Annotated in this window: 13 protein-coding genes; 4 read left to right on the forward strand and 9 right to left on the reverse strand. The window is 71.0% G+C overall.

The genetic code is table 11. The features are described from left to right. Positions 1-55: 55 nt before the first annotated feature. Positions 56-742, reverse strand: coding sequence for a poly-gamma-glutamate hydrolase family protein (locus ACIBHY_RS29105; protein WP_397251984.1), 687 nt, complete (start codon positions 740-742; stop codon positions 56-58). Between the two features lie 95 nt (positions 743-837). On the opposite strand from ACIBHY_RS29105, the gene ACIBHY_RS29110 reads away from it, so the two are divergent. The 3 genes from ACIBHY_RS29110 to ACIBHY_RS29120 are packed head-to-tail and all read left to right on the forward strand — an operon-like array spanning position 838 to position 2,451. Continuing rightward, positions 838-1,701 (forward strand): lysostaphin resistance A-like protein, encoded by an 864-nt coding sequence (locus ACIBHY_RS29110; RefSeq protein ID WP_397308280.1) that lies wholly within the window; start codon positions 838-840, stop codon positions 1,699-1,701. A 4-nt stretch (positions 1,702-1,705) separates the two neighbouring features. Continuing rightward, positions 1,706-1,942 carry an alpha/beta fold hydrolase gene (locus ACIBHY_RS29115; RefSeq protein ID WP_397252266.1) on the forward strand — a complete coding sequence of 79 codons (237 nt, stop codon included), beginning with the start codon at positions 1,706-1,708 and terminating at the stop codon, positions 1,940-1,942. A 47-nt stretch (positions 1,943-1,989) separates the two neighbouring features. Beyond that, positions 1,990-2,451, forward strand: a complete 462-nt coding sequence (locus ACIBHY_RS29120) for a PPA1309 family protein (RefSeq protein WP_397251986.1) — start codon at positions 1,990-1,992, stop codon at positions 2,449-2,451. Here the strand turns inward: ACIBHY_RS29120 and ACIBHY_RS29125 are convergent. From ACIBHY_RS29125 to ACIBHY_RS29150, 6 genes are read right to left on the reverse strand one after another with little or no spacing between them, the layout of a single operon-like run. Continuing rightward, entirely contained in the window at positions 2,355-3,584 is a 1,230-nt protein-coding gene (locus ACIBHY_RS29125) for a hypothetical protein (protein ID WP_397308281.1), read from the reverse strand. The two genes, ACIBHY_RS29120 and ACIBHY_RS29125, sit on opposite strands and share 97 nt — an antisense overlap. A gap of 57 nt (positions 3,585-3,641) precedes the next feature. Continuing rightward, complete coding sequence (locus ACIBHY_RS29130) at positions 3,642-4,796, reverse strand: MFS transporter (protein ID WP_397308282.1); 1,155 nt, start codon at positions 4,794-4,796, stop codon at positions 3,642-3,644. Positions 4,797-4,817: 21 nt separating this feature from the next. Then, positions 4,818-5,279 carry an RrF2 family transcriptional regulator gene (locus tag ACIBHY_RS29135; RefSeq protein ID WP_397251989.1) on the reverse strand — a complete coding sequence of 154 codons (462 nt, stop codon included), beginning with the start codon at positions 5,277-5,279 and terminating at the stop codon, positions 4,818-4,820. Between the two features lie 23 nt (positions 5,280-5,302). Further along, positions 5,303-5,869: a TetR/AcrR family transcriptional regulator gene (locus ACIBHY_RS29140; protein ID WP_397308283.1), complete on the reverse strand. Its 567-nt coding sequence runs from the start codon at positions 5,867-5,869 to the stop codon at positions 5,303-5,305. Then, positions 5,866-8,109, reverse strand: a complete 2,244-nt coding sequence (locus tag ACIBHY_RS29145) for a YhgE/Pip family protein (RefSeq protein WP_397308284.1) — start codon at positions 8,107-8,109, stop codon at positions 5,866-5,868. The genes ACIBHY_RS29140 and ACIBHY_RS29145 overlap by 4 nt, the downstream gene beginning before the upstream one ends. Then, a complete protein-coding gene (locus ACIBHY_RS29150; protein WP_397251992.1) occupies positions 8,106-8,672 on the reverse strand; it encodes an ATP-binding cassette domain-containing protein in 567 nt (188 codons plus the stop codon). Before ACIBHY_RS29150 ends, ACIBHY_RS29145 begins: the two co-directional genes overlap by 4 nt. Before the next feature lie 117 nt (positions 8,673-8,789). Here ACIBHY_RS29150 and ACIBHY_RS29155 point away from each other — a divergent pair, with 117 nt between their 5' ends. Further along, entirely contained in the window at positions 8,790-10,595 is a 1,806-nt protein-coding gene (locus tag ACIBHY_RS29155) for an extracellular solute-binding protein (RefSeq protein WP_397308285.1), read from the forward strand. Positions 10,596-10,734: 139 nt separating this feature from the next. Here the strand turns inward: ACIBHY_RS29155 and ACIBHY_RS29160 are convergent, their stop codons facing one another. Beyond that, positions 10,735-11,547 (reverse strand): carbohydrate ABC transporter permease, encoded by an 813-nt coding sequence (locus ACIBHY_RS29160; RefSeq protein ID WP_379621932.1) that lies wholly within the window; start codon positions 11,545-11,547, stop codon positions 10,735-10,737. Next, the gene (locus tag ACIBHY_RS29165; RefSeq protein ID WP_397251994.1) at positions 11,544-12,521 is read right to left on the reverse strand and encodes a carbohydrate ABC transporter permease; all 978 of its coding nucleotides are present in this window, start codon (positions 12,519-12,521) and stop codon (positions 11,544-11,546) included. The genes ACIBHY_RS29160 and ACIBHY_RS29165 overlap by 4 nt, the downstream gene beginning before the upstream one ends. Between the last annotated feature and the right edge of the window lies 1 nt (position 12,522).

A 12,522-nucleotide genomic window follows, 5' to 3' on the forward strand; every position in this document is an offset into this window, starting at 1 on the left:
CCGTCAGGGGCCCGCTCCCCTTCCGGGGGGCGGGCCCTTCGGCTCTGTAGCACCTCTATCGCAGCGCGCGGTTGACGGCCGCGACGTAGGAGTAGAAGTCCTTGGTCCGGTGCGCGGGGTCCTCGACCCAGGCCCTGGCCAGCTTCCCGCCCTCGAAGAACCGCTCCCGCTGCCCCCTGCTGATCTCCAGCTGCACGCCCATCCCGCGCCGGTTGCGGTTGGCGATGTTGCGGGGATCGTCGCCGCCGATCTCCTGGGGCACCTCGGCCGCCACGCGGAACCCGGCCGCCCGCAGCGCGCCGCTCACCTTCTTGATCAGCGCCTTGTCCCGGCCGCCCACGTACGTGGTGACCTTGTCGCCCGCGGCGGCGTGCCAGGAGACGGTGGTGCCGACCGCGCCGACCAGCTTGAGCGCGCGCGGCTCGTCGAAGCGGGTCGAGGTGATGTGGAGCTTGCTGTTGCCGTCGGGCTTGAGGCCGACGAAGGAGTAGAAGGCGTACCTGGAGCCGGCGGCGTGGTCGGCCAGCTGGGTGGTGGGCGACTCGATCGCGCCGCCGTGGATGGCGATGTGCGCCACCTTGGCCCCGCTCGGGAATCGCTGGATCCGCCGGTAGTCCGTCCCCTCGCGCTCGTGCGCGGCCAGGTCGGCGTAGTTCTTGTAGGTGTCCGCCGCGGCGGCGGGCGGGGCGAGGAGCGCGACGAGGCTCACTGCGGCGACGACGGCGGGCAGGGCTCTCTTCACGTGACACCTTTCAGTTGGAGATCATCACCAGCAGGCTAGGGCATCCTGCTTTTGGAGGAATGTCAGGCTGACTGAATCCCGCGATGATGGTTCCCATGCGCTCCACGGTGTCCCAGACGTCACGTTCTCGCCTCGCCTTCGCGGTGGCGGGCGGCGCCCTCTTCGTCCTGGCGTACGGCTGGCTGGTGCTGACCGGCCACACCGAGATCGTTCCGTCGTCCGGCTCCGGCGCGCCCGGCATCTCCCTGTGGTCCGCCTTCGTGCCCGCGCTGGCCGCGATCGTGCTGGCGATGCTGGTGTCACCGAAGACCGAGCCGTCGCTGCCCTTGCTTGAGTTGCCCCGCGCCCGGCTGGTCAGGGAGACCCAGGTTCTGGTGGGCGCCGCCGTCCTCATGGCGATCGCCGCGCCGTTCGCCCAGGGGCTTCTCTACCACGTCGCGAAGATCGTCTTCCTGCTGGTCATCCCGCTCGTGGCCTTCCGGCTGATCCGGGGCGGCGAGCCCAAGGCCAGGGCGATCCCGAAGCCGGTGACGTGGCTGGCGCCACTGCCCGCCGTGGTGGCCTGGTTCGTGCTGTCGCAGATCGGGCCGCTGGCGCCGCCGTCGCACGGTGAGCTGCCGGACATGGTCACGCTCGTGGTGCTGTCCCTGCTCACGCTGCTGACGGCGAGCGTACTGGAGGAGTTCTTCTACCGGGCGTGGCTGCAGACCCGCCTGGAGGTGCTGTTCGGCAGGTGGCCGGCGATCATGGCCTCCTCGTTGCTGTTCGCGTTCATGCACACCTCCCGGATCAAGCCCGACGACCCGCTGCTCGGCATCGCCACGATCATCGCCTTCCAGGGGGTGTTCGGGCTGCTGACCGGATACCTGTGGTCGCGCTACCGCAACCTGTGGGTGCCGGTGTTCATCCACGTGGTGACGAACCTGGTCTTCGTCCAGATGCTGCTGAACGCGCTGTGACCGCCTGCCAGGATGGGGCACATGGCCACTTTCGCACGGTGGTGCGGGCGGTCGGGCCGCCTGGCCGGACGTGCCGACCCGGTTCCTGCTGTGCCGGGAGGACCGGTGGTTCGAGGCCGCGTTCATGCGCCGTATGGCGCGCGAACGGCTGGGCGTCGTCCCCGACGAGATGGACGGCGGCCACTCCCCCATGCTGTCGCGCCCCAAGGACCTGGCCGACCGCCTGGAGTCCTACCTCTGACCGGCCAGGGGCTATCCCTCGCGCCTGTCCGGCGGGATGATCCCGGCATGGCAGGTCACGACGCACTGGCGGCAGCGGTGATGGCCGCCGAGCGCGACGCCGACGCCGAGGGGTGGAACGGCGGGCGCCGCCTGTATGCCCTGACCGACCGCGACACCTATCTCAACACCGCCTACCCCCTGGACGAACTGACGGACCTGCCACCGGACGCCCTCCTGGCGATCCCGCTCACCCCGCTGCCCGGGGGTGACCTCAAGACGGTACTGACCAAGGTGACCTGGCCGGACGATGTGCTCGGCTGTGTGCTGATCGCCGAGATGGTCATGAGGACCAGCCTGGCCAGGCGGCCCCGCGGCATGGACGTCCGGTGGCGCCTGGCTCACCTGGCCATCGGCGTCCTACGCGACGGCTCTCACCTGTCCCTGCTCAGATTGCGGGAGACCGACGAATGGCGCTCCGGGCCCGACGACCTGGTGCCCTCACTGCTGGCGACGTTCGGCACGGACTGATCCCAGACCGTCACCGCTCCCCGGCCGTCGGGTGGCGCGGCGTGGACCGTGTCGGTGCGCACGTTGCCCGTGCCTATCGTGATCCCGCTCGCGCGGTAGATGCGCTCGACCGGTGCGCCGGGCTCGCGGGCGATCCGCTCCACGTGCTTCTTCGCGGTGATGAGTTTGGCCAGCATCGCGCCCAGGTCCCGGTCGGCGCTCCGGTCGCCCGGCCTGCCGTAGACCTTGGCGATGCGCTGCAGCGCGGCCGAGTTCTGGGCCAGGGATCTGGCCAGCAGCGCGTCCGGCCGTTCGAGGCGGTAGTGGAAATGGTTGTTCTGGACGTTGCCGCGGCCGATCACGACACCTCGCGACCGGTGCACCACGATGTCGCCGCTGGGACCGAGCACGCCTGTCAGGCGGGCTCGTTTGGGTTCCGACCTGGTGCTGACGGCGCGTTTGCCGGACAGGAGCCGGTCGGCCTGCCGTTCGAGGAGCGCACTCATGGCGCGTGTGGAGCGGGCGTCCGTGGGGTCTTTGATGAGGTTGGCGAGCGCGCGCTTGTGGGCGGGGGTCGCGGTGAGCAGTTCCGGCAGCGAGACCGGGCGGTCGGCGATCTCGTAGTGGAAGTGATTGTTCTGCCGGTTCCTGTCGCCGATCACGATGCCGCAGGATCCCCCGATGTCCACTCTGCGGGTCCGTCCGTCCAGCACGGTCTCCTCGACGGTGACGCCGCCCGCGTCCTGCCGCCCGACGGTCAGTTCCTTCTCCGCGTACGGCGACGCCGGCGGGGTGATGACGGACTCAAGCCGCCCTTTCAGGCTGGACAGCTCGTCCTGAGGCGCGGGCCAGGACGGGCGCCGCCGCCGCGCCGGCCGGGCCTCCTTCGCCAGGCCTTTCACCTCGGTCAGAAGCCGCTGTGCCTGTTCGGTTCTGCGTGGCGCCGGTGGCTGCTTCTCCACCTCGCGCACGGCCGCACGCAGCCGCGGGAGCGGGTCGGGCGGCGGCGGCTCTGCGAAGGGCCGGCGCAGGACGCCTTTTCCGGAGGGCGCGGCTTCGAGGCGTGGAAGGTCCTGCTTGGGCTGCTCGTTCTCCTGCTCGGCCGGCTTGCTCCGCGGCCGCGTGACCTGGCGTTGAATCGGTTCCCTGTACATGCCGGCCCATCCCCTCGGTCGGCGGCACTCCACACTTCCCGCGCGTGCCCGCAGCCGTCAAGACGACATCTCCGTATCGGCATGCTGCGCCGTGTAGGCCAGGGAGAGGGTGGCGAGCAGGGCGGCGGCGCCGTACATCCAGAGGGTTCCGGCGCTGAGGGCCAGGCCGCCGAGTACGGTGCCGAGCCCGATGCCGGAGTAGATCGCCGAGGAGTTGAGGGAGACCAGGAGCGCGGCCTCCGCCGGCGCGGCGGCGATGAGGCGGTGCTGCTGTGGCGGGGTCTGGCACCAGCTGCTCGCGCCCCACGCCGCCATCAGGACGCCCACCAGCACCGGCAGCCGCGCGCCCGACGCGGCCAGCCAGGCCAGGGCGGCCATGGTGAGCGCCATGACCGTGTATCCGGCGGCCAGGACATGGCGGGCGCCCCACCGGTCGGTGGCGTAGCCGGACAGCAGGTTGCCCGCCACGGCGCCCGCGCCGTACAGGAAGAGCATCGGCCCGACCGCCCCCACCCCGACGCCCGCCAGCGCGGGGACGCTGTAGGCGTAGGCCGTGTACGCCGCCCCCATCCCCAGCACGGTCAGCGGTAGCACACGCACGACGGCGGGGTGGCGCAGCACCGCCAGCCGCTCGCGCAGCGGCACGCGCGGGTTGCCGGGCAGCTCGGGCAGCACGGCGCGGACCGCGGGCGCGGCGGCCAGCGCGAGCACGGCCACCAGCGCGAGCGCGCCACGCCAGCTGAGCTGCTGCGCGGCCAGGCTGCCCAGCGGGACACCGAGCGCCGTGGCGATCGTCAGCCCGCCCACCACCACGCTCAACGCCCGCGCCCGGTGTCGCGGCGCGGACAGGGCGGCCGCCGCGGCGCCCGCGTTCGGCGTGTACGCGGCGGCGCCCAGCGCGGCCACCACCCGCGTCACCATCAGCACGCCCAGATCGGACGACAGCGCCGACCCCAGGTTCGCCAGCCCGAGCACGGCCAGCGCGGCCACCAGCAGCCTGCGCCGCGGCACCCGGGCCGTCAGCGTGGCCAGCACCGGTGAGCCCAGCGCGTAGGCGACGGCGAACACGGTCACCGACTGCCCCGCCGCAGCCTCGGACACCCCGAGGTCGGCGGCCATCTCCGGCAGGAACCCGGCCACCACGAAGGCGTCGGTCCCGACCGCGAACGTCCCGAGCGCCAGCACCCAGCTTCTAATCGGGATAGTAGACATCCCTATTCTCCTCACGAAAAACTACAGACGTGCGTACCGCTGACGCATCCGGGCCGCCGCGCCCGGCGGCGCCGTGGCCACGAGGTCGGCCACGGTCTGCCCCGCCAGCTCTCGCCGCCAGGCCAGCTCCGCCCGTCGCATGGCGGTGGCCACCCCGCACGGCCGGGCGAACTCCGGGGACGGCTCCACCCCGCGCTGCCGGATCTCGGTGCAGCGGAACGCCTCGTCCGGCCCTTCGAGCGCGGTCACGACGTCCATCAGCGTGATCCGCTCGGGCGCCCTGGCCAGCAGGAATCCCCCCTTGGCCCCCGGCGCCGAGGTGAGGACACCGGCCCTGACCAGCGCCTGAAGCCTCTTCTTCAGGTACGCCGGCGGCAGTTCGAACAACGTCGCGAACTTGGCCGTCGACACCGGCTGCTCACCGAGCCACGCGAGCGTGAGGCAGCAGTGCAGCCCCCACTCCACTCCTTCACCGATCCGCATAACCGGGATATTACACGTCCCGGTTACCGCACCCTGCCGTGCAGAAGATCGACCAGCGTCGCGTGCGTCTCCTCCAGCGGACGATCCGGGTGCATGACCCGGCGTTCGATCGAGACCGTCAGCACCATGCCGAAGATGGCCGTGGCCGCCGTCTCCACGTCGAGGTCGGCACGGACCTCGCCGCCGTCGGCCGCCTGGCGCAGCACCTCGGCGTAGACGCCGAGCGCCCGCGCGCGCAGCTGGGCCACGGCCTCCTGCCAGGCGGTACGCCACATCTCGGCCAGCAGGACCCGGGCGAACGGGCCGTACTGCTCGAAGAAGCGCAGTTGCCCGAGCACCACCGCGTCCAGGCGCTCCAGCGCGCTCGCGCCCACCGCCGCCTCCGACAGCGCCTCGGCCAGCTTGCCGATCGAGTGCTCCAGCAGGGCGCCGAACAGCCCTTCCTTGCTGCCGAAGTTGTAGAACACGGTGCCCTTGGCCACCCCGGCCCGCTCGGCGATCGCGTCGACCGTCGTGGCCGAGTAGCCCTGCTCGGCGATCAGCGCGACGGCCGCGCCGAACACCTTCATGCGGGTGTCGGCGCGACTCACAGCGACAGCTCCGGGTGCAGGCGCTTCACGGTCCAGACGCGGCTACGCTCCACGGCGAGCGCGGTCAGCGCGAGCGCGAGCAGGAGGAATGCTGACAACACCCCGCAAGCCTGCCACACCACGGTCAGATCGCCGCCGCTGATGAGCCGGCGCAGCGCCGAGACCACCCAGCTCATCGGCAGCCACGGCGAGATCGTCTGGAAGAACCCGGGCGAGGTCTCGATCGGGTACGTGCCCGCCGCCGAGGTCAGCTGCAGCATGAGCAGCGCCAGCGCCGCCACCCGGCCGGGCGCGCCGAGCAGCGCGTTGACCGCCTGGACGATCGCCATGAACGCCGCCGCGGTCAGCAGCAGCAGCCCGGCCACGCCCGCCCAGTGCGCCGCCTCCAGGCCGAGGGCGAACCTCAGCACCGCCAGCAGCACGCCCACCTGGGCCGCCCCCAGCGCGAGAGCGGGCAGCCAGCCGGCCATGACGATCCGCAGCGGGCCCGAGGCGCCGGCCAGCAGCCGCTGGTTGAGCGGCTTCAGCACCATGAACGCGATCATCGCGCCCACCCACAGCGCCAGGGGCAGGAAGAACGGGGCGAATCCGGTGCCGTAGTTCGGCACCTCGTTGTCGACCGTCTTGGCCAGCCGCACCGGATCGCTCATGACGTCGGTGCGGGACTCGCGCTGCTGCTCGGAGTAGTCGGGGATCTTCTCGGCGCCGTCGCCGAGGCCGTCGGCCAGGTCTTCCGAGCCCTTGGTCAGCTTGGTCATGCCGTCGTCGACCTTGCCCGCGCCGTCGTGCAGCTTGCCGACGCCCGAGTGCAGCTGGGTGGCGCCGTCGCCGAGCTTGACCAGCCCGCCGCCGAGCTTGCCGATCCCGTCGGTGACCTGCTGGGAGCCGTCCTGGAGCTTGGTGGCGGCGGTGTGGAGCTTGGTGACGCCCTGCCCGGCCTTGGTGGCGCCCGTGTCCAGCTTCGCCGCGCCGTCGGCCAGCTTGGCCAGGCCCGCGTCGAGCGCGTTGACCTGCTCCCTGACCCGGTCGAGCTTGGGGCCGAGTTCGGGGGCCAGGGCGGCGATCTTGCGCGCGTTCCCGGCCAGCTCGCGGGCGCGTTCCGGCAGGGTCGAGGTGCCGCCGAGGCGTTCCTGGAGCTGCCCCGCCTGCTCGGCGGCGCGCTCCGCCGCGTTCGCCGTGCTCCTGAGCAGACCGCGCAGCTGTGGGTCGGAATCGCCGTCCAGCAGGTCGAGGGCGGCCCGCGCCTGGGAGGCGGCCTCCTGGGCGTTGCCGCCGGCGCGCCCGGCCAGCCCTTCCAGGCCGTCGGCGAGCTGGTCGGCGGCGTCGGCGACCGCGTTGGCCGACTCGGCCACCATGGGCCCGTACTCGTTGAGCACCGGCACGTACGTGTCGGCGAGCTGGTTGACCGTGCCACGCTGCGCGTGCACCTGCTCGTACGCCTGCCGGCTCCCGTCGGCCAGCTTCCCCGCGCCGTCGCCCAGCTCGTCCAGGCCCTTCTTGAGCTTGCCCATCGCGTCCGTGGCCTTGCCGATGCCCTGGGTGACCTTGGCGGAGCCGTTCTGGAGCTTGCCGGTGGCGGTGTTGGCGCTGCTGAGTCCCACCGAGAGCTGCTTGGCGCCGTCCTCGGCGCTGCCGAGGCCGGTGTTGAGCTGGGAGACGCCGTCACCGGCCTTGACCGTGCCGTCGTGGAGCTCGCCCGCGCCGTCGGCGGCCTCGGTGGTCTTGTCGTGGATGTCGCCGATGGAGACGAAGACCTTGTCGAAGTAGTCGCGTACGGCGGTGCGCGCGGCGGCCGAGCGCACCTCGTTGAAGACCGCGTCGGAGATGGTGCCGACGATGTAGCTGCGCCCGGTGTCCACCCGCAGCCCGAGCTGGGCGGGAGACGGCGTGCCCTTGTCGTCGGAGGGCGAGGCGAGGTTGGCGCTGAAGTCGCGCGGGATCGTCAGCGACAGGTAGAAGCTGCCGTCGTTGACGCCGTCGGCCGCCTCCTGAGCGGTCGTGCGGCGCCAGTCGAAGACCTCGCGCCCGGCCAGTTCGTCGGCCAGTTCCTTCCCGGCGTCGACGGTCTTGCCGTCCACGGTGGCGGGCCGGTCCTCCATGACCAGCGCCACCGGCACCCGGTCGAGGTTGCCCTGCGGGTCCCAGAACGACCACAGGTACAGGCCCGCGTACAGCAGCGGCAGCACCACCACGGCCGCCAGCGCCGCCCTGGTCAGCCGGGAGCGCAACATCGCCTTCATGACAGCTCCACCACGGTGTCGACGCGGGCGGGGGCTTCGACCGCCGAGGCCACCACGGTGTGCCCGGCCGCGGCCAGGTCCCGCAGGGCCTGCCAGACCGCGAGCCGCCGGTCGTCGGGCAGCCCGAGGTCCACGTTGTCGGCGACGATCACTTGGGGCTCGTCGAGAAGGGCAAGGGCCAGGCCGAGCCGTACACGCTGCTCGCGGTCGAGCTCGCGGGTGAGCGCGCGCTCGTCCGCGACCACGCCCGCCCTCTTCAAAGCCAGGGTGTACGGCTTGCGCCGCCGCTCACGCAGGTGCTCCCGGACGGTGAGCGAGCGGTCGAGGTCGGTCACCCCGTCGACCAGCGCCAGCGCGGCGGCCTTGCGGATGGCGCGCGGCCGGGTGTGCCCGGCGACGCTGAGCGTGCCCCCTGTCGGCTTCATCCGGCCGGCCAGCGTGAGCAGCAGGCTCGTCCGCCCGCTGCCCGCCGGACCCGCGACCACCGTCAGAGTCCCTTTCCCGGACTCGAACGTGACCTCGGGAAACACCCCGTCCACCGCCAACCCTCTGGCGACAATCACGACACTCACCTCTTGAACTGACCAGTCAGTACAAATTTCAGCGTACACCCACGAAAGCGCGCTGCAACTCCGCGGGGTTCTCATTCGTCGGACAGGTAGCGACACGGGGAGGCTGGGGTGTACACACCGACTCAGCGGCGCAGGCGCCGGTTAGGGCGCTTCGTCGTCGTGGCCGTCCTGGCCGGCGGGCTCGTCGTGGCGCTGCGGGTGATCCTCGTCGGGGTCGGGACGGACGCCGCGCCGCGACCGGACCGGCAGCACGCCTGCGACGAGAACGGCGGCGCCAAGCTCAGGGTCCTCGCCTCGCCGGAGAAGTCCGAGCTGCTCGAAAGGATGGCCGCCGCCTACAACCGGCGCGGCTCCGGCGGTTCGTGCACCGACGTGATCGTCGTCACCAAGGCCAGCGGCAGCGCGCTCACCGCGCTGGCCACCACCTGGGACAAGCGCCTCGACGGCCCGCGCCCCGACGTGTGGTCACCGGCGAGCAGCAGCTGGCTGACGCTGCTGCGCCAGCGCGCGTCCGCCGCCGGCAAGCCCTCGCCGGTCGCCGCCGACAACCCGTCGATCGCCAGGACACCGCTGGTCATCGCGATGCCGCGGCCCATGGCCGAAGCGCTGGGCTGGCCGGACAAGGCGCTCGGCTGGTCCGACATCCTCGAGCTGTCCGGGCAGGGCTGGGCCAAGTACGGCCGCCCGGAGTGGGGCAGCTTCCGCCTCGGCAAGACCAACCCGAACTTCTCCACCTCCGGCCTCAACGCGACCGTCGGCGCCTACTTCGCCGCCACCGGCCTGTCCGGCGACCTCACCGAGAAGAACGTGGCCGACGCCGGGACCCGCAGGTTCGTCCAGGCGATGGAACGTTCGATCGTGCACTACGGCGACACCACGCTCACGTTCCTGTCGAACCTGCGGCGCGCCGACGACGCCGGCGCGGGCCTGACCTACATCTCGGCGGTGACCGTCGAGGAGAAGTCGGTGTGGGACTACAACCAGGGCAATCCGACCGGCGACCCGAAGACGCTGGGCAAGCACGCCAAGCCGAAGGTCCCGCTGGTGGCCATCTACCCGAAGGAGGGCACGCTCTCCTCCGACAACCCCTTCGCCCTGCTCAACCAGGCGAAAGCACAGGCCGCCGCCGACTTCGTGAAATATCTCCAGGCGCCCGAACAACAGGCCCGGTTCGCCGAGTACGCCTTCCGCGGCCACGACGGCGCCCCGGGCAAGCTGATCACCGAGGCCAACGGCCTGCTGCCCCGCCAACCGGCCACCGAGCTCAAGCCACCCGCGCCGGACGTGCTCGACAAGGTGCTCCGGAGCTGGGCCGAGCTCCGCAAGCCCGCCAACGTGCTGCTCGTCATCGACACCTCCGGATCGATGGGCGCGCCCGCGCCCAAGACCGGCAAGAGCAAGCTCGAACTGGCCCAGCAGGCGGCCGTGAAGACGCTTCCCCAGTTCGGCCCCGCCGACCGGGTGGGGCTCTGGATGTTCTCCCTGAAACGCGACGGCGACAAGGACCACCTGCGCCTGGCCGAGATCGCGCCGATGACCCCCGAGCACCGCGACGAGATCGAGCGGCGCATCCAGGGCCTGGTCCCCGAAGGCGGCACCGGCCTGTACGACACCGCGCTCGCCGCCCACCGGCAGGTGTCCGGCACCCAGAGCCAGGACGCGATCAACGCCGTGGTCTTCCTCACCGACGGCCAGAACGAGGACAAGAAGAGCATCTCCCTGAAGAACCTGCTGCCCAAGCTGAAGACGGAGCAGGGCGCGGAGACGGTCCGCCTGTTCACCATCGCCTACGGCAAGGACGCCGACCTCGGGGTGCTCAAGCGGATCTCCGAGGCCACGAACGCGGCCGCCTACGACTCCCGCAAGCCGGGGAGCATCGACCAGGTGTTCACCGCGGTGGTGAGCAACTTCTGACGCCCTTTCCCGTGCCGTTGCGGTGGTGCGTTTGTCCGACGTGAGAAGCGACCCCCACGATCGGCGCCCGCCCGCGACGGCGGGTGGCGTGGGGGCGGCTTGCCGTACGGGATGGAAGGCTTGAAAAAGAGAGGAGAAGTCACGCCTTCACGGCGCCCGCGATGGCGTCGACCACGTAGCGCTGGGCGACGACGAACACCACGACGATCGGCGCGAGGGAGATGATGGCGGCGGCGCAGAGCAGGGTCCAGTTGGTGGAGGTCTGGCTGGTGAAGGCGTACAGGCCCACCCCCAGCGTGCGGAGCTCCGGCTTGCCCAGGGTGAACACCAGCGGCAGGAAGAAGTTGTTCCACGAGCCGATGAACGTGAACAGCCCCAGCGTCGCCGCCATCGGCCGCGACAGCGGCAGGATCACCCGGAAGAACAGCGTGTTGTAGCCGGCGCCGTCCACCCTGGCCGCCTCTTCGAGCTCCTTGGGCATCGCCTGGAAGTACGCCATGAACATGAACGTGCCGAACACCAGCCCGCCGCCGACCTGCACGAGGATCACGGACCAGATGGTGTCCAGCAGCCCCAGGGCCTTCACGATGTCGAAGACCGGGATGATCGTGTACCCGTGCGGCAGCAGGAACGTCGCGCCGATGACGAACAGCAGGGTCTTGCGGCCGGGGAAGGTGTGCCGGGCCAGCGCGTAGCCGGCCATCGCGGTCAGCAGCAGCGTGAAGGCCACCGTGACGAGCGAGATCACGAGCGTGTTGACGAAGTACGTGCCGAAGCTGGCCTGGTCCCAGGCCTTGGCGTAGTTCTCCCACCGCATCTCGGCCGGGATCAGGCTGAGGCCGCCGTCGAGGAAGTCCATGGGCGTCTTGAGCGAGCTGCCGAGCGCCCACAGGAACGGGTAGACGTAGGCGAGCCCGAAGCCCAGCAGCAGGATGTGCCGTGTCACCTTCATGCGCGCGCCGCCTTCCGTGCCCGCATGACCTTGATGGCCCACATCTGTCCCAGCGTGAGCACGAGCAGGATGATCCCGAAGAAGAATGAGGCCGCCGAGGCGTAGCCGACGTTGGGTTCCGCCGAGCCGCCGCTGCCGATGCTGCCGCCGAAGGCCTGGTGGTAGATGTAGGTGTTCACGACCTCGGTCGCGAAGTACGGCCCGCCGCCGGTCAGCACCATCACCAGGTCGAACACCTGAAGGCTGCCGATGATGGCGAGGAAGACGATGACGACGCCGACGCCGCGCAGGCCGGGCACGGTGACATGCACGAACTGGGCGACCTTCCCCGCCCCGTCGATCTGCGCCGCCTCGTACTGCTCCTTGGGGATGGTCTGGAGCCCGGCCAGGAAGTAGACCATGTTGTAGCCGAGCGTGTTCCAGATGCCGATGACGATCACCGCCCACAGCGCGGTGTCGGGGTTGCCGAGAAAGTCGAGTGGCTGGTCGGTCAGGCCCACCGCCATCAGCGGCCGGCTGAGCACGTCGCTGAAGTTCGACAGCATGAGCTTGAGCACGATGCCGACGATGGCCACCGAGGTGACCGCGGGCAGGAAGTACACGGCTCGGTAGAAGGTGGAGCCGCGCAGCTTGGGGTTGTTGAGCACGAGGGCCAGGGCCAGCGCGAGCACGAGCTGCACCGGTACGAGCACCAGCGTGTACAGGGCGGCGTGCCGGAAGGAGCTCCAGAAGAACTCGTCGGCCGCCACGTCGGCGAAGTTCCGCAGCCCGATGAAGTCGGTGGGATCGCCGAGCCCGTCCCACTCGTACAGGGTGTAGCCGAGTGAGGCGAAGATCGGGTAGATCACGAAGACCGCGGTCAGGATCGCGAACGGGGCGAGGTAGACGTAGGTCCAGCCGTGGCGGCGGACGGGGCCGGGGCGCTGGGTCGTGGGAGTGGGGGCGCTCACCCGGGTGAGCTGTGCCGTCGCCATT

This window comes from Nonomuraea sp. NPDC050547 (genome assembly GCF_044457345.1).
Classification (GTDB): domain Bacteria; phylum Actinomycetota; class Actinomycetes; order Streptosporangiales; family Streptosporangiaceae; genus Nonomuraea.